Genomic DNA, 18765 nt, shown 5'->3' on the forward strand with positions numbered 1-18765 from the left:
GAGTGCTGCGCCGCACGGGCCATGGCGGATGCCCCAGTTGGCGTGCCCGCGATGCCGCAACCGAGAGGTTGCTCAACACCCGGTGGTCGAACGCGAATCCGACATCCGGTCCAATGTGAGACGCCAGTGGGGCCGCCACCCTCCGGGGCTATGAAACCTGCTCGAGCCGCGTCGCGGCTGGCGGCGATGGCGTGCGCGCTCGGCCTGGTCATGGCCGCGCCCGCTTCTGCCGCCGACCTCGACCTTGAGACGCTGGACGGGCCGACCGCGGTCAAGCTGATGGACGAAGGCAAGCTGACCTCCGTCGAGCTCACCCGCGCGTACATCGCCCGCATCGCCGCGCTGAACAAGCGCGGGCCTGGCCTCAACGCCGTGTCGCAGCTCAACGCGCAGGCGATCAAGGACGCCGCGCTGCTCGACAAGGAGCGCAAGGAGGGGCACGTGCGTGGCCCCGCGCACGGCCTGCCGATCCTGCTCAAGGACCTGATCGACGTCAAGGGCATGTACACGTCGGCGGGCAACTTCTCGCTGCGCAACTCCTTCCCGCAGATCGACTCCGGCGTGGCCAAGAAGCTGCGTGAGAGCGGGGTCGTGATCCTCGGCAAGCTGGGGCTGTCCGAGTACGCGAACTACTTCGGCAACCAGCCGTCGGGCTTCAGCAACCTCACGGGCCAGGTGCTCAACGCGGTCGACGCGGACCAGAACCCGTCGGGCTCCTCGTCCGGCTCGGGCTCCGCGTCCGCCGCCGCGCTGTCGACGCTCGTCGTCGGCACGGAGACGTCCGGCTCGATCATCTCGCCCTCGCAGGCGAACGGGCTCGTCGGCCTGCGCCCGACCGTCGGCCTGGTGCCGGGCTACGGCATCGCGCCGATCTCCGCCTCGCAGGACACGGCCGGCCCGATGGACCGCACGGTCGCCAACGCGGCGCTCACGCTGCAGTCGATCGCGGGCTACGACGCGCACAACGCCGAGTACTACAAGGGCATCTGGGGTCCGGGGATCAAGGACGAGGACATCATCCCGCCCGTCCCGGCCACGGTCCCGAACTACGTCTCGGCGCTGGACCTGAACTTCGTGCGCGGCAAGCGCATCGGCTACAACGGCGCGCTCACCGAGGGCACGCCGCTCAAGCAGGCCTACGACGCGCTCGCCGCGGCCGGCGCGATCCTCGTCGAGCGTCCGGTGATCAGCCCGAGCGGCATCCCCGGCGGCGTGCTCGCCTACGAGGCCAAGCGCGACATCGGCTCCTACTACAAGCACCTCGGCCCGGAGGCGCCGATCAAGACGGTCGAGCAGGAGATGGCCGACAACACGCTCAACGCCCACGAGGCGCTGAAGTTCGGCAACGCGACGCACGCCAGCGCGTTCGCGATCGACATCTCGCCCGACTCGCCCGCGTCGGTCCAGTACCGCAGCGACCTGCTCGTCGGCAAGCAGCTGAGCCACTCCGGGATCGACCGGATGATGCAGAACGACACGCCGGCAGACCCGAGCGACGACTTCATCGCGATCCTCGGCAGCGTCTCCAACGGCGCCCGCGCCGGCTACCCGCAGATGACGATCCCGATGGGCTACAACGACACCCAGCGGCGGACGCTGAACGTCTCGATCCACGCCAACGCGTACAAGGAGCGGGACCTGATCGGCGTCGGCTACGTGATCGAGCAGGGCACGAAGCTGCGCAAGCCGGTGTCCCAGATCAACCCGAGCATGTACCGCTGCGCCGACACGACGCCCAAGCCGGCGTTCGCCGAGCGCGGCGCCTGCAACCCGAGCTACAAGGACGCGCTGGCGCTGGCCGGCGGCACGGAGACGATCCTGCCGTTCTCGCTCGAGACGGAGTCCGCCGCGTCGCTGCGTGACCGGCTCGCCTCGGGCACGCTGACGTCGGAGGCGCTGACCAAGGCGTACCTGACGCGGATCGCGCTCGTGAACGCCGAGGGCCCGGCGCTCCAGGCCGTGCGGTCGCTGAACGCGGACGCGGTGGCGCAGGCGAAGGCGCTGGATGCCGAACGCGCCGCGGGCACGGTTCGCGGTCCGCTGCACGGCCTGCCGGTCCTGCTCGACGACACGATCGACGCGGCCGGGCTCCCGACCACGGGCGGTTCGATCGCGCTCCAGAACCACAAGCCCGCGGCCGACGCCGCGCTCGTCGCCAAGCTCAAGGCGGCAGGCGCGATCGTGCTCGGCAAGACGAACGTCACCGAGCTCGGCGGCCTCTTCGACGCCAACCTGCCCGAGGGCTACTCGTCGCTCGGCGGCCAGGTGCTGCTGCCGTCGGACACCGACAAGACGCCGGCGGGCTCCTCCGCGGGCTCGGCCGCGGCCACCGCGACCGGCCTCGCCGCGCTGACGATCGGCACGGAGACGTCGACCGACACGGCGCAGCTGATCGCTCCCGCGGGCGTCGCGGGCGTCGTCGGCCTCAAGCCCAGCGTCGGCGCGGTCTCGACGACCGGCGTGCTGCCGATCGCCAAGGCCCAGGACGCGGCCGGCCCGATCACCCGCACGGTCGCCGACGCCGCGACCGCGTTCGAGGTGCTCTCCGGCAAGACGGTGAGCCTGAACGCCTCCGCGGCCGGCACCAAGGTGGCCGTGATCAACAACACCACCGCGCCGTACCCGGCCGCGATCACCGCGCTGACCGGCGCGGGCGCGACCACGGTGACGAAGACGGTCGGCACGCCCGCCAGCGTCCCGAGCATCGTCACGCGCTCGTTCGAGACGGACCTGAACGCGTACCTCGGCGGCAAGGCCACGCTGAAGTCGATCACCGACTACAACGCCGCCAACCCGGTCGAGGGGCTCAAGTACCAGCAGCGCGAGCTGACGGCGGCGCTGTCGCCCGACACCTCGGCGCTGGAGGCCGACACCACGGCCGGCAAGGCCGCCAACGCGGCCGTCATCGACGCGCTGCTCGCGGACACCGACGTGATCATGGTGCCGTCGGGCAACGCGCTCGTCGGCTACGCGGACCGCGCGGGCTACCCGGTCCTGACCGTCCCGGCCGGCTTCGGCACGGGCAGCGCGGGCCGCAACCCGATCGGCGTCACGTTCGTCGCGGCGGCCGGCGCCGAGGCGAAGCTGCTGTCCGCGGGCTACGCGTTCGAGCAGGCGACGAAGGTCCGGCAGGCGCCGTCCTTCACGAACCCGAGCATGTTCCGCTGCGTGCCCGGCTCCACGTTCTACTCGCCGCACCACTGCCACCCGGGCGACCTCGAGTCCCCGACGGCGGCCGGTCCGAACGAGACGGCGGTCGCGGGTGACGTCGGCGGTACCGTGCCGGCGACGCTCGCGCTGACGCTGGGCGCTCCGGCCTCGTTCGGCGCGTTCACGCCGGGCTTCCCCAAGACCTACAGCGCGACGACGAAGGCGACGGTCATCTCGACCGCCGGCGACGCGACGCTGACGGTCGCGGATCCGTCCACGACGGCGACCGGCCATCTGGTCAACGGCTCGCTGAAGCTGCCGAAGCCGCTCGGTGGGCTGGGCGTCGTGAAGACGTGGACGGCGCCCACCTCCAACGAGGAGGTGCCGGTGACGTTCACGCAGGAGGTCGGAGCGAACGACGCGCTGCGCACCGGGTCCTACTCGAAGACCCTGGCGTTCACGTTGTCGACGACGACGCCGTAGCAAGTTGCAGGGGGTCGCACGCTCGCTGGGTGCCGTTGAGGGGCGGCCGGGGGAAGCGAGCGTGCGGCGCGGTCGAACGCGGGCGGGTGACGGAAGGGGAAGAGGGACGCTCCGTCACCCGCCGCGACCGCGCTCGATCACGCCGTGCTCGTAGGCGTAGATCACGGCTTGCACGCGGTCGCGGAGGCCGAGCTTGCCGAGCAGGTTGGACACGTGGCGCTTGGCCGTGGGCTCGGCGACCACCAGCGCCGCCGCGATCTCCGCGTTGCTGAGCCCGCCGGCGATCAGCTGGAGCACCTCGCGCTCGCGGTCGGTGAGTCCGTGCAGGTCGGCCTTCGGCGTGAGCGGCGGGAGCCGATGCGCCACCCGGTCGAGCAGCTGGCGGGTGACGTTGGGGCTCAGGACGGCGTCACCGCTGGCCACGGCCTTGACCGCCGCAACCAGCTCCTGGCGCGGGACGTCCTTGGTCAGGAACCCGGACGCGCCGGCGCGGAGCGCTTCGACGATGCACTCGTCGAGGCCGAAGGTGGTGAGCACGAGCACCTTGTGCCGTGGCAGCCGCCGCGTCGCCTCGATGCCGTCCAGCCGCGGCATGCGGACGTCCATCAGGATCACGTCGGGGTGGTGGCGCTGCGCCTGCTCGACGGCCTGCTCGCCGTCGTCGGCCTCGGCCACGACCACGATCTGGCCCGTCGCCTCGAGCACGGTCTTGAAGCCGGTGCGCATCAGCGGCTGGTCGTCGGCGATCAGGACGCGGATCATGCGTACGGGATCCTCGCCTCGACCTCGTGGCCGTCCCTGGTCGCGCTGACCATGAGCGACCCGCCGAAGGCGCTGACGCGCTCGCTCAGGCCGACCATCCCGTGGCCGTGGCTGATGCCGAGCGACCGCCCGCCCGCATCGGCGATCGACAGCCGCAGCCGGTCCTCGTCGTAGCCGATGGTGACCGTCGCCGGTGCGCCGTGGGCGTGGCGGATCACGTTCGTCACGGCCTCCTGCACGATCCGGTAGACGGACGCGTCGAGCCCCTTGGAGAGCGGCCGCGGCGTGCCCTCGATCGCGAGCGTGATCGGCGTGCCGGCCGCGCGGGCGCCGTCGAGGATCTCGTCCAGCTGGTCCAGCCCCTTGCGTTCGGGGTCCTCGTTGCGCAGCACGCGGTGCAGCTCGGCCATCGTCCTCCGGCCCTGGGCGGCGATCGCGTCCGCTCGCTCGTCGCCGGTGACCGCGGCGAGCGCCTCGGCCTGGACCACCATCAGCGTGACGTCGTGGCCGACCAGGTCGTGGATCTCGCGCGCGATCCGCAGCCGCTCCTCGGACGCCGCGTTGCGGGCGAGCAGCTCGCGGCGCACCGTGACGAAGCGGGCGGTCGCGATGGTGACGGCGGCGAAGCCGGCGACGGACACCGGCTCCAGCGGGTGGTCGAGGTCGGCGAGCTGCGCGGCCGCCAGCGCCACGGCCGCGACGACCGCGGGCTTGAGCCCGCGGTCGGCGGCGATCCAGTACAGCGGGACGAGCGCGAGCAGCGCCAGGAACGGCAGCACCAGGCTCGCCGCGAGGATCGCGACGAGCAGTGGCACGGCGTTCTGGCGCAGCATGAGCACGGGTCAGATCTCCTGGATGCGGGTCCTCCACAGGCCGGCGCCGAGCGCGGCGGCGGCCCAGGCGAGGATGATCGCGATGGCGCCGACGAGGGGCAAGGTCGCGACGAGGCCGTCGGCGTTGTCCAGGCGGCTGATGGCCACGGCGGGGATGGCGAAGCGGCCGTCGCCGAGCACGTCGAGCTGGGCGAGCAGCGGCGCCACGCCGAGCTGGAACGCCAGCACGAAGCCCATCACCTGGCCGGAGCGGCCGGTCAGCGCGGACAGGCCGACGCAGACGGCGGCGGTGAGGGCGCCGCTCACGAGCACGCTGAGCGCGCCGCGGAGCGCCTCGGTCAGCGGAGGCGTCGCGATCACCGCCGCCACCACCAGCGCCACCAGCAGGATCGCGAGCGTGACCAGCCACGCCGCGGGCACGCGCGCGAAGAACAGGGCGCTGCGGTTGCGGCCGGTGGCGACGAGGTCGCGGAAGACGCCGCTCTCGATGTCGGCACCGCCCGCGGTCGCACCGATGACCGCGCCGGCGACCGCGGCGAGCAGGGTGAGGATGCCGACGGCGCTCTCGAAGTCGGTCGTCTTGTCCAGCGCGGCGCCGATCCCGAAGTAGAGGGCGACGGCGCCGACCGTGAGCCCGGCGGTCACGGCCAGCATCCCCTGCCGGCGGCGCAGCTTGAGCACGTCGGCTTCGATCAGGCGCAGCATCACGCGTTCTCCAACCGGGTCGTCATCGACAGGAACTGGTCCTCGAGGCTGCGCTTGACCGGGTTCACGCGCTCGACCGCGACGCCCTCGGCGATCAGGCGGGTGAGCAGCGAGGTGACGACGTCGGCGTCGCGCGGCGCGTCCGGGGCGAGCGTGGCGCGGATGCCGCCGTCGTGCTCGACGGCTCGATGGACGGTCGGCGCGGCGGCCAGGATGTGCGTGGCCCGGACGGCGGGCGCGGCGACGATGTCGATCGTGCGCTCGTCGCTCATCGCGGTCAGCTGCTCGATCGTGCCCTGCGCGACCACGCGCCCCTGGTCGACGATCGCGGCGCTGTCGCACGTCTTTTCGACCTCGTCGAGCAGGTGGCTCGAGAGCAGGACCGTGCGGCCCTCGTCGACGAGCGAGCGGACCAGGTGGCGGAACTCCAGGATGCCCGCGGGGTCGAGGCCGTTGACGGGCTCGTCGAGGATCAGCAGCTCGGGATCGCAGAGCAGGCAGCGGGCGATCCCGAGGCGCTGGCGCATGCCGAGCGAGTAGCCCTTGACCACGTCGTCGGCCCGGGCGCCCAGGCCGACGCGCTTGAGCGCGGCGTCGATGCGGCCGCGGGCGGCGGGCTCGCGTGCCGCGGCATGGACCAGCAGGTTCTCGCGCCCGGTCAGGTGCGGGTGGAAGCGCGGCTCCTCGACGATCGCGCCCACCCGGGCGAGCGCCTGCGCGCGCCCACCCGGCAGGTCGTGGCCGAGCAGGCGCATCGTCCCCGAGGTGGGCGTGGCCAGGCCGAGCAGCAGCCGCACGAGCGTCGTCTTGCCGGCGCCGTTGCGGCCGAGGAAGCCGAACGCGGTCCCCCGGGGCACCTCCAGGTCGATCGACTCCAAGGCGGCCCGCGCGCCGAAGCGCTTGCCCAGGCCGTGGGTCTCGATGGCGAGCGATGTCATGGCTCGATCGTCCGCTGCGGCGACGGTCCTGTCGTCGGCCGGGCGACCTATCTGCGCAGGTGGAGTGATCCGATCGGATCAGTCCTATTCTTGGAGCCATGCCGTTGACCGTGGAGATCTGGTCCGACGTCGTGTGCCCGTGGTGCTACATCGGCAAGCGGCGGTTCGAGAAGGCGCTGGAGCAGTTCGAGCACCGGGACGAGGTCACCATCCTGTGGCGTTCCTTCGAGCTGGACCCCGACGCCGCGCGTGACGTGCCCGGCACGGCGGCCGAGCGGCTCGCCGGCAAGTACGGGATGAGCCTGGAACGCGCGCAGCAGCTGCACGCCGAGATGGAGGAGCGCGCCGCGGGCGAGGGTTTGGAGTACCACCTGGAGCAGTCCAAGGGTGGGAACACGTTCGACGCGCACCGGATGATCCACCTCGCCGCCACCTACGGCCACCAGGGCGCCGCGCAGGAGCGGCTCATGCGCGCGTACTTCACCGAGGGCGAGTCGCTCGGCGTGTGGGACACGCTCGTGCGGCTGATGGAGGAGGTCGGCGTCGATCCGGAGGAGGCGCGCTCCGCGCTGAAGCTGGAGAAGTTCGCCGAGGACGTGCGCGAGGACGAGGCGCTCGCGCAGCAGCTCGGGATCCAGGGCGTGCCGTTCTTCGTGTTCGATCGCCGCTACGGGCTCTCGGGCGCGCAGCCGCCGGAGACGATGCTCGCCGCGCTCGAGAAGGCGTGGGAAGAGGCGGTTAACCTCCAGGCGTGATCCTCGCCGCCGCTGTCGCTCTCGCCACCTCCTGGGTGCAGGTCGCGCCCACCGAGCAGGCGGCGATGACGCGCAGCGGGACGCTCTACCTCGCGTGGGCGAGCGGCGGGCAGCTGGTCTTCAACGACCCGTCGTTCCTGGAGACGGAGCCGATCGCGCCGGCGCCGGATGTGCGCCCGGCGTTCTTCCCCGGAGGTGACGGCCTGCGGGTCGTCACCGGCGGTGTGTCGGCGACGTCGCTGGACGGCACCGCGTGGCGGGTCGAGCCCAACGCCGCGACCGGCGAGGTGAGCGCCGTGGAGCTGGCCTCCGGCGAGCCGCTCGTGGCCTGGGAAGCCGGCGGGCACGTGCACGCCGGCGCGACCGACTACGGCCCGGGCGCGTTCCCGGCGCTCGCCGCGGACCCGCGCGGCGCGATGCTGGCCTGGTTCGCCGATGGCGTCCGCGTGCGTGGCGTCGAGCCGCAGGCGGTCGCCGCCGAGATGCCGGGCACGGCGGGCCTTGCGGCCGGGCGGCCGTCGCTCGCCGTCACCGGCGGGCGGTCCGTCGTGGCGTTCCGCGACCAGGTGTGGACGGCCGGCGCGCCCTCGACCCTGCGCCTGGAACGCGCCACCGAGTCCGCCGTGTCCGCGGACGCGCGCGGGCGCGTCTGGGCCACGTGGACCGACGGCGCGCGGGTGTGGACGGCACGGTCGGACCGGGACGTGTCCGAGCTCGGCGCGGCGGTGGACCTGGGCGCGCTGCCGGCGTCCCACCTGCAGGTGAACGCGACGAACACCGCGGCGCACGTCCTGGCGGCGGCGAACGGAGTCTCGTACCTGCGGCGCGTGCTGCCCGGGCTGACGCTCGAGGAGCGCCACCGGCGGGAGATCTTCACGTTCTCCGTGACCGACGCGGGGGAGCCCGTGCGCGGCGCCGTCGTGAAGGTGCGCGGGCGGTCCGGCAAGACGGATCGCAACGGGCGCGTGACGCTCCGGGTGTCCGGGCGCAAGGCGCGCGTGACGGCGACTTTGAAGGGCTACACGAGCGCGAGGTTGACGACGAAGTGAGCTACTCGGTCCTTGGCGGCGGCGAGGCGTTCTGGCGCCCGTCGAATCAGATGGGCGTGCTGAATACGGACCTGGCGAAGCAGCTGGGGGTCGACGGGTTCGGCGCGCGGCTGTGGCGGCTGCGGCCCGGCCAGGCGTCCACGAAGCACCGGCATCGGCTCACGGCCGAGCTCTACGTGGTGCTGGACGGCGAAGGGCGCATGCGGGTCGACGAGGACTCACTGGTCCTGCCGCGGCTGTCGGCGGTGTTCGTCTCGCCCGACTCGGTGCGGCAGCTGTTCAACGACGGCGACGCCGACGTGCTGTGGCTCGTGTTCGGGGCTCCGGGGGAGGCGGCGAACACGCTCGAGATGGACGAGGAGACGATGGCGTTCATCTACCCCGAGGGGCCGAAGGCGCTGCCGCCGGAGCTGGCGTCCGATGGTTGACCGTCTGCACTTCACAGGCGACGAGGCCGCCGACCGGTTCCTGGTCGAGGACCCGTTCGCGCTGCTGGTCGGGTTCGCCTTGGACCAGCGGGTGCCGGTGCCCAAGGCGTTCATGGGCCCGTGGGTGCTGCGAGAGCGACTTGGCTCCTTGGATCCTCGGGTGGTCGCGGAGGCCGACCTCGAGCCCGTGTTCCGGCAGGTGCCCGCGATCCATCGCTTCCCGGGGATGATGGCCAAGCAGGTGCACGCGCTGGCCGTGCACGTGGTCGACGTCTACGACGGTGACGCGGCGGCGGTGTGGCGGTCGGCTTCGACGTCGGAGGAGCTGCGCGCGAACATCGACGGGCTGCCGGGGTTCGGGACGATGAAGGTCAAGGCGCTCGGCTCGGTGCTCTTCAAGCGCTTCGACGTCGCGCTGGCGGAGCCGCTGGTGCCGTGGCACCCCACGTTGGGCGACGTCGACTCCGCCGAGGCGCTGAAGGCCTACCAGACGGCCAAGAAGGCCAACAAGTCGGTCTGGGAGGCGTCGTAGCGGCCGAGCGTCGCGAACGCGCTCTCGCCCGGCTTCTTGCAGTCGCCGTTGGGCTTTGAGCCGTACGCGCAGAAGTGCCGGACGCGCTCGCAGTTGCGCACCCGGTAGTCGTCGCGCTGCCAGCGCGTCTGCGCGTAGTCCTTCTTGCCGGGCCCGCAGTCGATCAGGCCGTGGCCGTAGTAGGCGATGATCCGGTCGTTCCCGGCCCCGCCGTACATGTTGTTCTTGCCGTGGCTGGGATAGATGAAGTCGTTGCCGTCCTCGCCGCGCATCACGTCGGTCTGGTTGGACGGGTTGTCCTTCTCCCAGTCGCCCCACAGCACGTCCTTGCCCGGGCCGCCGTACAGCGTGTCGTCGCCGTGATGGCCGAGCAGCTCGTCGTTGTCCTCGGTGCCGGTCCGCTCGTGGTCGCGGCTGTCCAGGACCTTCCACAGGATGCCGGTGATCTTCGGCCAGCCCTTGTGGCTGACGTTCCCCGTGTCCCCGCCGCCCGGCGTCTGGCGGCCATTGCCCTCACCGCACTGCTCGCCCTGCTTGCTCGGTCCGCAGCGGTCCTCATCTTGGGCTCGCGCCGTGTCCGGGATGAACAGCACAAGCCCAGTGAGGAAGATGAGTGCGAGCCGCATCGGCCGACACTACCCGCTCGCCCGCCAGCACAGGACGCGAAGTGGTGAGAGGGTGATGAGCGGTCCGGTCAGCGGTGTGGTGGCGTACTGCGGGTACTTGGCCTGCAGCGCGGTGCGTGCTGCGTCGCCGAGCTCGCCCACGGTCGCGGTGGCGAGCACTTGGACCCAGGCCAGGCGGGTCCAGTCGTCGGCGTAGCGGTCGACGGTGAGCGTGGCGCGCGGGTCCTGCTGGAGTCGCTTGATCCTTGCGGGCGTGGCCTGCTTCGGCTTCGCGTCGATGGCCGTGACGAGCGTGTCGGCGAGCAGCGCGAACGTCACCGGCTGCACGCGGGGGTGCCCGCCCTCGTCGAGGAGCGCGAGATGGGCGACCGGCGCCGTCTCGAGCAGCTCGGCGCCCCACGCGGGCAGTTCGCTGAGTCGTTGCACGATCGGCACAGTTTCGTCACAAACGCGTCTTGTTTCGTCGCGGCGCCCTGCGCGATCGTGTGCCCATGCTAAGCGACTGGTCACTTCGACGGGCAGAAGCCATCAAACTGACCAGTGGCCTCGACGCCGCCGTCGCGCAGCTCGCAGCCGGCGCATGGGGCGTCGTGTCCGCGTCGGAGTTGCTCGCGCTCGGCATGTCTCGCGACGCGATTCTCACCCGGTTGCGGCGCGGAAACCTGCACCTCCTTCACCGGGGTGTTTACGCCGTAGGCCACCGCAACGTCACCACGGAAGGCCGCTTCCTCGCCGCCGTGAAGGCCTGCGGCCCCGACGCCGTCCTCAGCCACTACGCGGCCGCGTGCCTCTACGGCTGGCTCAGGTACGACGGCCGCCCGATCGACGTGACGGCGCCGGTCAAGCGCAACCGGCCGATGATCAACGCGCACCGGTCCGACCTCGTCGAGCGCGAGCTCTACCGCCAGATCCCCGTCACGCCCCGCGTCCGCACCATCACCGACCTCGCCCGCATCGAGGACGAGCGCACCGTCAAACGCGCTCTGCGCCAGGCCAAGCTCACCGCCGAGGAGCTCGCGCAGCTCCCGACCACCGGGCTCCTCGGCCGCATCGTCGGCCTCAGCGCCGCTCCGACCGCCAGCGGCAACGAGGATTTCGTGCTGGACCTGGTGCTCGAGGCCGGCTTCGAGCACCCGCTCGTCAACGCGCCGTACCCGCTCCCTGGTCGGGTCTACGTCCCCGACCTGTGGTGGCCCGACGTGCGCCTCATCGTCGAGGTCGACAGCCGCGAGTGGCACGAGGCGCCGCTCGACCAGCGCGACGACCTCGAGCGGCAGGCGTGGCTCGAGGCCAACGGCGAGCGCGTGCTGCGGACGACGAAGCCGCAGGTCCGGCGCGATCCAGAGCGGTTCTTCGCGCGTCTGCGTGCTGCCGGCGCGCCCTACACGAGATCGGCGCAGACCCAGTTATGACGGCCGGCGCCACCCGCCCACAGCCGCGCCGCGAGTCGGTCCTGCTCGGCCTTGGACGCCTGGTACGCGTGCGGCGTCGAGCCGCCGAGGCCGCGCCAGGTGTCGGGCATGAACTGGTAGTAGCCGGAGGCGCCCGCGTGGTTGGGCGGCAGGTTCTGGCCGCCGGACTCGCACTGGACGATCGCCCACGGGATCGCCCAGGGGCCGCCCGGGCCGGAGGCGCGCGCGGCGCGGGCGCGGGCGGCGAGCAGGCGGTTGAGCTCGCGCTCGGCCTTGCGGCGGCCGGAGCGCGTGGCCTGCAGCGCGGCCTGGCGCGCCGCGCGGGCGCGCGTGAGCGTGTCGCGGCGCTCGCGCAGGCCGGCGGTGATGTTCGCGAGCGCGTCGCGGCGGCTGCGGACGGCCTTCGCCTCCTGCTGCTGGCGGGCCGCGAGCGTCTCCAGCGCGCGCTGCTCGGTGCCGGCTTCGCCGCGGGCGTCGCGGACGAGGTCGAGCACGCGCGTGTCCGCGCGCTCGACGCGTTTGACGAACGACAGCGTCTGCAGCAGCTGCGGGAAGCCGTCGGCGTGCAGGACGACCGTGACGAAGTCGGGGCGGTCGCTCATGTAGCGCTCCTTGAGCAGCCCGGCGAGCTTCCCGCGCACCTCGGCGAGCCGCTTGCGCAGCCGGTTCACGCGCTGGCGGGCCTGCTTCTCGCGCACCTCCGTGCTCGCGAGCCGGGTCTCGGCCTCGTTGAGCTCCGTCTGGGCGGCGCCGAGCCGGCCCTCCAGGATCGACACCTCGCGCGCGGCCTTGCGCTCGAGCTCGGCGAGCCGGTCCGCCGCGCTCGCCAGCGACCGCTCGCGCGCCTTGCCCGAGCCGATCCGGTCGCGGAGGGTGCCCTCGTCCTGCGCCGCGGCGGACGGGACGAGCAGCAACAGGGCACAGACGATCAACACCAGACGGCGCACGGCCGCTTCAACCTAGAAGGGCACCGGCGTCGCCTCTGCAAGCCCGCTGTCACCGGTAGCCTGCCCGACCGTGGCGACGATCTTCACCATCGGCTACGAGCGGCTGCTTCCTCCGGAGCTGGTCGCCGAGCTCGAGGCCGCGGGCGTGCAACGCGTGATCGACGTGCGCTTCCGGCCGCAGTCGCGCCGGCCCGGCATGTCCAAGACGCGGCTCTCACAGCTGCTCGCCGACCACGGGATCGCCTACGAGCACCGCCGCGAGCTCGGCACACCCGCGGACCTGCGCTGGCTCTTCCACGCCGGGCGCGTGCAGGAGGGGGCGACGGCGTTCCTCGCGCACGTCGAGGAGACGGCTCCGGACGCGCTGGACCGGCTGGCCGCCGAGCTCGAGCACGCACCCGCGACCGCGTTGCTGTGCCTGGAGGCCGACCCGGCGGGATGTCACCGGCGGGTGCTGACGGACGCGCTGCAGACACGCACACCCGACCTACGGGTCGTCGACCTCTGAGGCACGCTAGACGCTTGATCGGTGCGGCCTGCCTGAGCGTGCCGGTACTCTGTGTCCCGGCGTGTGCCCCCGGAACTTCAGTCGGGGGCACACGATCCGTCTTCCGGCGTGCCCAGTCACTAGCGTCTAGCCCACTGTGCGCGGCCCCGCCTTGACCCCCGCAGCGTTGCGGGGACTGCTCGACGCGACCCCTGCGGCGATCGGCTGCTTCGACGAGCGGCTGCTCGCCGTGTACGCGAACACCGCGTTCACGATGGCGACCGGCGTGCAGGCCGGGCGCGTGCTGCCGGACGGCCCGCTCGCGGCGGAGATCCGCGCGATGGCCGGTGGGACGGGCGCGCCGCGCCGGGTCCGGATCGCCGCGCCGCACCGCATGCCGATCTCCGGCACGTTGTTCGTGCTCGAGGACGCGCTGATCGGGTTCGTGCTGGACGCGGGCGCGTACGAGGCGCTCGCGCAGCTGGCCGAGGAGCAGTCGGCGCTCCGGCGGGTCGCGACGTTCGTCGCCTCCGACCCGGAGCCCGAGGCGCTGTTCCGCGTCGTCGCGGAGGAGGCCGGGCGGCTGCTGCACGCCAGCAGCGCGGCGACCATCCGCTACGAGGGCGAGTTCGCGCTCACAGTCGGCCGCTGGGCGGACGACGACCTCGGCGGGTTCGAGGTCGGGACCGTCGTGCCGCTGACCGACAGCGACGGGCTCACCGCCGTGGTCGCGCGCACGGGTGCGCCCGCGCGCATCGAGGACTACCGCGGCGTGCGCGGGTACGCGGCCGAGCTGATGGTCGCCAACGGCTATCGGTCGGCGGTCGCGGCGCCGGTCGTCGCCGCGGGCGGACGGGTCTGGGGCCTGCTGCTCGTCGCCTCCGCCGGCGTCCTCGGAGAGGCCGCCGAGCACCGGCTGACCGGCTTCACGGAGCTGGTCGCGCTCGCGCTCGAGTCCGCGGACGCGCGGGCCGAGCTCAAGGCCTCGCGCGTGCGCATCCTCGAAGCGGGCGTGAACGAGCGCCGCCGCCTGGAGCGCAACCTGCACGACGGCGCCCAGCAGCGGCTCGTCGCCATCGCGGTCCAGCTGCGCGTGCTGGAGAAGCGCCTGGGCGAGCCCGACAAGGCGGTCGCGCTGCTGCGATCCGCCGCGACCGAGCTCGAGCAGGCCCTCGCGGAGCTGCGCGAGCTCGCCCGCGGCCTCCACCCGGCGGTGCTCGCCGACCGCGGCCTGGCCGCGGCGCTGGAGACGCTGGCGACGCGCTCCCCGCTGCCGCTGGTGCTCGAGGGCGTCCCCGAGGGGCGCCTGGCCGAGCCGCTGGAGGCCGCCGCGTACTTCGTCGTCGCCGAGAGCCTCACGAACGCCGTCAAGCACGCCGAGGCGACCGAGCTGCGCGTGCGGATGGCGACCGAGGACGGCGAGCTGCGCGTCGAGATCGCCGACGACGGCCGCGGAGGCGCCGACCCCGCCGTGAGCGACGGCACCGGCCTGCGCGGCCTCGCCGACCGCGTCGAAGCCCTCGGCGGCCGGCTGGAGCTCGAATCGCCACCGGGGACGGGCACGACCGTTCGCGCCGCGCTGCCGCTGAGCCAGACCTAGGACGAGTCGCGCCCGCGCCGTCGGCGTGCGCCTCGCAACCCCCGCCGCGCCGCGCCGCGCCACCGCCGCGCGGGCCGCGCCACCGTCGCGTCGCGCCGCGCCGCGCCGCTCCATGGCCGCGCCGCGCCGCTCCATGGCCGCGCCGCGCCGCTCCATGGCCGCGCCGCGCCGCTCCACGGCCGCGCCGCGCCGCGCCGCGCCACCGCCGCGCCACGCCACCGTCGCGCCACGCCACCGCCGCGCCGAGCCGCGCCACCGCCACCGCCACCGCCGCGCCGCGCGTAACACTCTTCGCGGTGCCGGACACAGACGCGGTGTGAGCCACTTCGACGACGTGTACGCCGCGCATCGTGACGCGGTGTGGCGGTACTTCAAGCGCCGGTCGGCGGCCGACCACGAGGATCTGACGACCGAGGTGTTCCTCGTGGCCTGGCGTCGGCGGGACGAGCTGCCCGCGGAGCCGCTTCCGTGGTTGTACGGCGTCGCCCGTCGCGTGCTCGCGAACCATCGGCGGGCCGGTGACCGCCGTGATGCGCTCGCCGAGCGGGCCGCCGCGCACGCCGCCGCCGCGGAGCCCGACCCCGCTGAGGCCGTCGGCCTCAGGACCGACCTCGCCCGCGCGCTCGGCCAGCTGACCGAGCGCGACCGCGAGCTCGTCCTGCTCGTCGCCTGGGAGGGCCTCACGGTCGCCGAGGCGGCCGCCGCGCTCGGCTGCCGCCGCGGCGCCGCCGCCGTCCGCCTGCACCGCGCGCGCCGCCGACTGCACACCGCGCTGAACGACGACGCCGGACCCGCCCTCGCGCCCATGACCGTCTTGGAGGAACGATGAACGACCTGATCGCCACGCTGGCGGCCGAGGACCCGGCCCGCGCCGTGACGCCGTCCGCCGCCGAAGCGGCCCGGATGGACGAGACGCTCCGCCGCCTGCTGGCGGACGCCTCGCCGGCCGCGGCCGACGACCGGCGCCTGGGGCCGGCCGACGACCCGCGCCTGGGAGCGGCCGGCGCGCCGCCCGCGGGCGCGGCCGCCGACCCGCGCCTGGGAGCGGCCGGTACACCGCGCACGGGCGCCGCCGACGGGCGCTCGCGGCGTCGCGCTGCCGCGCCGCGGCCGTCGCGCGCTCCCCGCCGTCGTGCCTGGGCGCTCGTGCCCGTCGCCCTCGGCACGCTTGCGCTTTCGCTCGGCGTGGCGGTGCCCGGCGGGAAGACGCCCGCGGTCATCGCTCCGCAGCCCGCCAGCGCGGCGACCGTTCTCGCCGAGTTGCGCGGGAAGGCCGCGACGGCGACCGTCCCGAACGGGCGGTACGCCTACCAGAAGCAGCTCGCGTACGTGTCGCACATGCGGGGCAGCACGGGCACCGGCGGGCGGTTCGTGGTGGTGCTGCCGCACGAGCTCGAGCAGTGGGTCGACGCGGACGGGAACGCGGTCGGCAAGGAGGTCATCCACGAGGACCAGGCGACGTTCCCGACGCCGGAGGACGAAGCCGCCTACGAGCGGCTCGGCGAGGGCCCGCCGCCGTACCAGAGCGGGCCGTACCGGATCAGGGACTTCAAGGTCGCCGGGCTCACCGTGCCCGAGGTGGCGCAGCTGCCCACCGACCCGACAGCACTGCGGAGCGCCCTCGAGCGCGGCCAGCTCGCCCTGCTGCCGGCCACCGCGCAGCTGCTCGCCAGCCCGATCGCGTCCGCGCAGCTCAAGGCCGCCCTGTTCTCCGTCCTGAAATCGCTGCCCGGCGCGCGGCTGGTCCCGTCGGCGCAGGACCTGCAGGGCCGCGCGGGCGTCGGCGTTGAGTTCGAGGACGACGCCTGGCGCACGTTGTTCCTCTTCGACCCGGACACGGGCGCGCTGCTGGGCACGCGGTCGATCGGCAAGCAGGAAGTGCCGGGACGGACGATCAGCGACTGGTGGCTCGTCGTCGACGCCACGCGCACGGACACCGCGCCGAAGACCGCGCGCTGACATCCGGGGTTGCGCAGACGGCCGGTCTGCGCAACTCTTGAGTCAGGCAATGGCAGATCCGCCGGACCCCTTAGGGCTATATCCCGGCGGCGAGCTTTAGCTCGTCACACCAAGGCTCTGAAGCCTGGCGCTCGCTGAGCGGGCACCACTCGAGATTCGGAGGCAGCCCGGACGGTGACAGCGTTCGGGCGCCCCGCAATACGAGGTGGGGACATCCCCTCCGCCCCACCCCGATCATCCGACTCGAGGGCACTAGCCCTCGGCGCGCACGGAGAAGTCGAACGTCGCGTCCACGTCGGGGCGCTCCTTGACCAGCCCGATCTCGGCGTCGAAGTCGGCCCACCGCTCGAGCACGGCACGGTCCAGCTTCAGCCCGTCGGCGAAGATCGGCAGCACGGCGTCCACCTGCGCCCGCACGAGCTCGCGGTCGTCGGTCTCGGCGGCCTTCGCGATCACGTCGACCGCCTCCTCCGGCCGCGCCCGCGCCGCCTCCAGGCCACCCGCGATCGCGTCCAACGCCCCCGCGATCCGGTCGCGCTCGGCGTCGAGCGTCGCGCGCGAGGTGAAGAACACGACCTCCGGGTACGGCGGCGCGCCGTAGTCCTCGACGCGGAACTCCTTCGCCTCGAGCCCGCGCTGCTTGAGCGCCACGCCCTCGGCGTTCCAGAACACCGGCACGGCGTCCACGCGCTTGGTCAGCAGCCGGGACACGGCGTTGAAGCCGATCGTCACCTGCTTGATCTTGGAGACGTCGCCGCCGTCGTGGCCGACGATCGCCTGCAGGAACGCCGGGTCCGACGGCAGCCCGGACACGCCGACGGTGCGGCCTTCCAGGTCCCGCGGGCGCGTGATGTCCGGCTGCGCCACGAGCGCCGCGAGCGGCTTGCCGACCAGCGCGCCGACGGCCACCACGTCCGTCCCCGCCTCGCGCGCGATCGCGAGGTCGTGGATGTCCAGCACGCCCAGCTCGACCTTCCCGCTCGTCACGAGCTTGAGCCCGTCCGGGCCGCTGCCGGGCTTCTGGATCTTCACCGCGTCGCCGGCGAGGTAGATCGGCGCGTGCACGGGGTTCGGGACGAAGTCGAGCGCGACCGTGACCGGACGCGCGGGCGGCGGCGAGGACGACGGGGACGCGGGCTTCTCGTCGCCACAACCGGCGACGAGCACGAGCAACAGCACAAGGGCAACGAGACGACGCATGCGGCCAGAGACCGTAGCCTGTCGCCCCATGCTCGCCGACGAGGTCCGCCGCCACTGCGCCCAGATCGCCGCGTCGGCGAAGCACGTCACGATCGACCTCGACGCGCCGATCGAACTGGACGGGCTCGCCGGCCTCGACGAGACGCTGCACTACCTCGAGGGCAGCCGGGAGGACGTCGCCCGCTACGTCTTCATCCTCGACGCGATCAACTTCGGCTCGGGCTACTTCGGAGAACTCAGCACGACCACCGACGCGATCACCGAGCGCCTGACCGCCCACGCCCGCGCGCACGGCCCGTGGACCGCGACGGAGCTGCAGCGGATCGACACGCCGACGGTCGCCGACACGCTCGGCCTCGAGCCCGGCCACCGCCTCACCCAGCTGTACGCGGAGGCGCTCAACCAGCTCGGCGTCTGGCTCCCCGGCAACGCGGTGGGCGACACCGCCGACGACCTCGCCCGGCGCCTCACGCAGATGCCGTTCTTCGCCGACCACGGCTTCTACAAGCGCGCGCAGATCACGGCCAACGACCTGCAGCTGGCGGGCGTCGCCGACTTCCCCGACGTCGACCGGTTGACGATTTTCGCCGACAACCTCGTCCCGCACGTTCTCCGGCTCGACGGCGTCCTCATCTACGACGACACGCTCGCCCACGCCGTGGACCACCAACAGGAGCTGCCCGCGGGCGGCGAGCTCGAGCGGGAGCTGCGCGCGACCGCCGTCCACGCGTGCGAGCGGCTGGCCGAGCGGGCCGGCGTCCCGCCCCGCACGCTGGACAACTGGCTGTGGAACCGCGGCCAGCACCGGCCCTACAGCGAGCGCCCCGCGCACGTGACCAGGACGGTCTTCTACTGACCGACTGCTGAACCGGTTCACTCACTGTCGGACGTCTGACGCG

Annotated in this window: 19 protein-coding genes; 11 read left to right on the forward strand and 8 right to left on the reverse strand. The window is 73.2% G+C overall.

What is annotated here, in order from left to right; genetic code table 11:
* The first annotated feature begins 150 nt into the window (after positions 1–150).
* Positions 151–3633, forward strand: a complete 3483-nt coding sequence (locus tag C8N24_RS16430; RefSeq protein WP_170179135.1) for an amidase family protein — start codon at positions 151–153, stop codon at positions 3631–3633.
* 114 nt (positions 3634–3747) lie between these two features.
* On the opposite strand, the gene C8N24_RS16435 is transcribed toward C8N24_RS16430, so the two are convergent.
* Genes C8N24_RS16435 through C8N24_RS16450 form a run of 4 tightly spaced genes read right to left on the reverse strand, consistent with a single transcriptional unit; the run spans position 3748 to position 6871 of the window.
* Positions 3748–4395, reverse strand: coding sequence for a response regulator (locus tag C8N24_RS16435; RefSeq protein ID WP_121251586.1), 648 nt, complete (start codon positions 4393–4395; stop codon positions 3748–3750).
* Positions 4392–5228, reverse strand: coding sequence for a sensor histidine kinase (locus tag C8N24_RS16440; protein ID WP_245971924.1), 837 nt, complete (start codon positions 5226–5228; stop codon positions 4392–4394). Before C8N24_RS16440 ends, C8N24_RS16435 begins: the two co-directional genes overlap by 4 nt.
* Before the next feature lie 9 nt (positions 5229–5237).
* Positions 5238–5933, reverse strand: a complete 696-nt coding sequence (locus C8N24_RS16445) for a hypothetical protein (protein WP_121251590.1) — start codon at positions 5931–5933, stop codon at positions 5238–5240.
* Complete coding sequence (locus tag C8N24_RS16450; RefSeq protein ID WP_121251592.1) at positions 5933–6871, reverse strand: ABC transporter ATP-binding protein; 939 nt, start codon at positions 6869–6871, stop codon at positions 5933–5935. The genes C8N24_RS16445 and C8N24_RS16450 overlap by 1 nt, the downstream gene beginning before the upstream one ends.
* A 98-nt stretch (positions 6872–6969) precedes the next feature.
* Between C8N24_RS16450 and C8N24_RS16455 the strand changes: the two genes are divergently transcribed.
* From C8N24_RS16455 to C8N24_RS16470, 4 genes are read left to right on the forward strand one after another with little or no spacing between them, the layout of a single operon-like run.
* Positions 6970–7626, forward strand: coding sequence for a DsbA family oxidoreductase (locus C8N24_RS16455; protein ID WP_170179136.1), 657 nt, complete (start codon positions 6970–6972; stop codon positions 7624–7626).
* Positions 7623–8675, forward strand: a complete 1053-nt coding sequence (locus C8N24_RS16460) for a hypothetical protein (protein WP_121251594.1) — start codon at positions 7623–7625, stop codon at positions 8673–8675. Before C8N24_RS16455 ends, C8N24_RS16460 begins: the two co-directional genes overlap by 4 nt.
* Positions 8672–9103: a cupin domain-containing protein gene (locus C8N24_RS16465; RefSeq protein ID WP_121251596.1), complete on the forward strand. Its 432-nt coding sequence runs from the start codon at positions 8672–8674 to the stop codon at positions 9101–9103. The genes C8N24_RS16460 and C8N24_RS16465 overlap by 4 nt, the downstream gene beginning before the upstream one ends.
* The gene (locus C8N24_RS16470) at positions 9096–9635 is read left to right on the forward strand and encodes an HhH-GDP family DNA glycosylase (protein ID WP_121251598.1); all 540 of its coding nucleotides are present in this window, start codon (positions 9096–9098) and stop codon (positions 9633–9635) included. The genes C8N24_RS16465 and C8N24_RS16470 overlap by 8 nt, the downstream gene beginning before the upstream one ends.
* Here the strand turns inward: C8N24_RS16470 and C8N24_RS16475 are convergent.
* Together C8N24_RS16475 and C8N24_RS16480 are read right to left on the reverse strand one after the other, a co-directional pair.
* Complete coding sequence (locus C8N24_RS16475) at positions 9587–10261, reverse strand: calcium-binding protein (RefSeq protein ID WP_121251600.1); 675 nt, start codon at positions 10259–10261, stop codon at positions 9587–9589. The two genes, C8N24_RS16470 and C8N24_RS16475, sit on opposite strands and share 49 nt — an antisense overlap.
* A 9-nt stretch (positions 10262–10270) precedes the next feature.
* A complete protein-coding gene (locus C8N24_RS16480; RefSeq protein WP_211339996.1) occupies positions 10271–10687 on the reverse strand; it encodes a pyridoxamine 5'-phosphate oxidase family protein in 417 nt (138 codons plus the stop codon).
* A gap of 311 nt (positions 10688–10998) precedes the next feature.
* Here C8N24_RS16480 and C8N24_RS16485 point away from each other — a divergent pair, with 311 nt between their 5' ends.
* Positions 10999–11673, forward strand: coding sequence for an endonuclease domain-containing protein (locus tag C8N24_RS16485; RefSeq protein WP_170179137.1), 675 nt, complete (start codon positions 10999–11001; stop codon positions 11671–11673).
* On the opposite strand, the gene C8N24_RS16490 is transcribed toward C8N24_RS16485, so the two are convergent.
* A complete protein-coding gene (locus C8N24_RS16490; RefSeq protein WP_147447836.1) occupies positions 11643–12620 on the reverse strand; it encodes a transglycosylase family protein in 978 nt (325 codons plus the stop codon). The two genes, C8N24_RS16485 and C8N24_RS16490, sit on opposite strands and share 31 nt — an antisense overlap.
* A 70-nt stretch (positions 12621–12690) precedes the next feature.
* Here C8N24_RS16490 and C8N24_RS16495 point away from each other — a divergent pair, with 70 nt between their 5' ends.
* The 4 genes from C8N24_RS16495 to C8N24_RS16510 all read left to right on the forward strand — a co-directional run bounded on the left by C8N24_RS16495 (position 12691) and on the right by C8N24_RS16510 (position 16666).
* Positions 12691–13128, forward strand: coding sequence for a DUF488 domain-containing protein (locus tag C8N24_RS16495; RefSeq protein ID WP_211339997.1), 438 nt, complete (start codon positions 12691–12693; stop codon positions 13126–13128).
* Positions 13129–13294: 166 nt separating this feature from the next.
* Positions 13295–14707, forward strand: coding sequence for a GAF domain-containing sensor histidine kinase (locus C8N24_RS16500; protein ID WP_121251606.1), 1413 nt, complete (start codon positions 13295–13297; stop codon positions 14705–14707).
* 316 nt (positions 14708–15023) lie between these two features.
* The gene (locus tag C8N24_RS16505; RefSeq protein WP_121253265.1) at positions 15024–15536 is read left to right on the forward strand and encodes an RNA polymerase sigma factor; all 513 of its coding nucleotides are present in this window, start codon (positions 15024–15026) and stop codon (positions 15534–15536) included.
* Positions 15533–16666: a CU044_5270 family protein gene (locus C8N24_RS16510; protein ID WP_121251608.1), complete on the forward strand. Its 1134-nt coding sequence runs from the start codon at positions 15533–15535 to the stop codon at positions 16664–16666. The genes C8N24_RS16505 and C8N24_RS16510 overlap by 4 nt, the downstream gene beginning before the upstream one ends.
* Before the next feature lie 252 nt (positions 16667–16918).
* Here C8N24_RS16510 and C8N24_RS16515 read toward each other — a convergent pair whose 3' ends face one another.
* On the reverse strand, positions 16919–17866 hold the full coding sequence (locus tag C8N24_RS16515; RefSeq protein WP_170179138.1) for an ABC transporter substrate-binding protein: 948 nt from the start codon (positions 17864–17866) through the stop codon (positions 16919–16921).
* A 28-nt stretch (positions 17867–17894) separates the two neighbouring features.
* Here C8N24_RS16515 and C8N24_RS16520 point away from each other — a divergent pair, with 28 nt between their 5' ends.
* A complete protein-coding gene (locus tag C8N24_RS16520; RefSeq protein ID WP_170179139.1) occupies positions 17895–18722 on the forward strand; it encodes a queuosine salvage family protein in 828 nt (275 codons plus the stop codon).
* Positions 18723–18765 lie beyond the last annotated feature (43 nt).

Origin of the sequence: Solirubrobacter pauli (assembly GCF_003633755.1) — a bacterium.
Taxonomy (GTDB): Bacteria; Actinomycetota; Thermoleophilia; order Solirubrobacterales; family Solirubrobacteraceae; genus Solirubrobacter; species Solirubrobacter pauli.

Coding starts and splice junctions, on each gene's coding strand:
- C8N24_RS16520 (WP_170179139.1), top strand. CDS start 17,895: ATGCTCGCCGACGAGGTCCGCCGCCACTGCGCCCAGATCGCCGCGTCG.
- C8N24_RS16435 (WP_121251586.1), bottom strand. CDS start 4,395: ATGATCCGCGTCCTGATCGCCGACGACCAGCCGCTGATGCGCACCGGC.
- C8N24_RS16440 (WP_245971924.1), bottom strand. CDS start 5,228: ATGCTGCGCCAGAACGCCGTGCCACTGCTCGTCGCGATCCTCGCGGCG.
- C8N24_RS16455 (WP_170179136.1), top strand. CDS start 6,970: ATGCCGTTGACCGTGGAGATCTGGTCCGACGTCGTGTGCCCGTGGTGC.
- C8N24_RS16470 (WP_121251598.1), top strand. CDS start 9,096: ATGGTTGACCGTCTGCACTTCACAGGCGACGAGGCCGCCGACCGGTTC.
- C8N24_RS16430 (WP_170179135.1), top strand. CDS start 151: ATGAAACCTGCTCGAGCCGCGTCGCGGCTGGCGGCGATGGCGTGCGCG.
- C8N24_RS16445 (WP_121251590.1), bottom strand. CDS start 5,933: ATGCTGCGCCTGATCGAAGCCGACGTGCTCAAGCTGCGCCGCCGGCAG.
- C8N24_RS16450 (WP_121251592.1), bottom strand. CDS start 6,871: ATGACATCGCTCGCCATCGAGACCCACGGCCTGGGCAAGCGCTTCGGC.
- C8N24_RS16515 (WP_170179138.1), bottom strand. CDS start 17,866: ATGCGTCGTCTCGTTGCCCTTGTGCTGTTGCTCGTGCTCGTCGCCGGT.
- C8N24_RS16510 (WP_121251608.1), top strand. CDS start 15,533: ATGAACGACCTGATCGCCACGCTGGCGGCCGAGGACCCGGCCCGCGCC.
- C8N24_RS16475 (WP_121251600.1), bottom strand. CDS start 10,261: ATGCGGCTCGCACTCATCTTCCTCACTGGGCTTGTGCTGTTCATCCCG.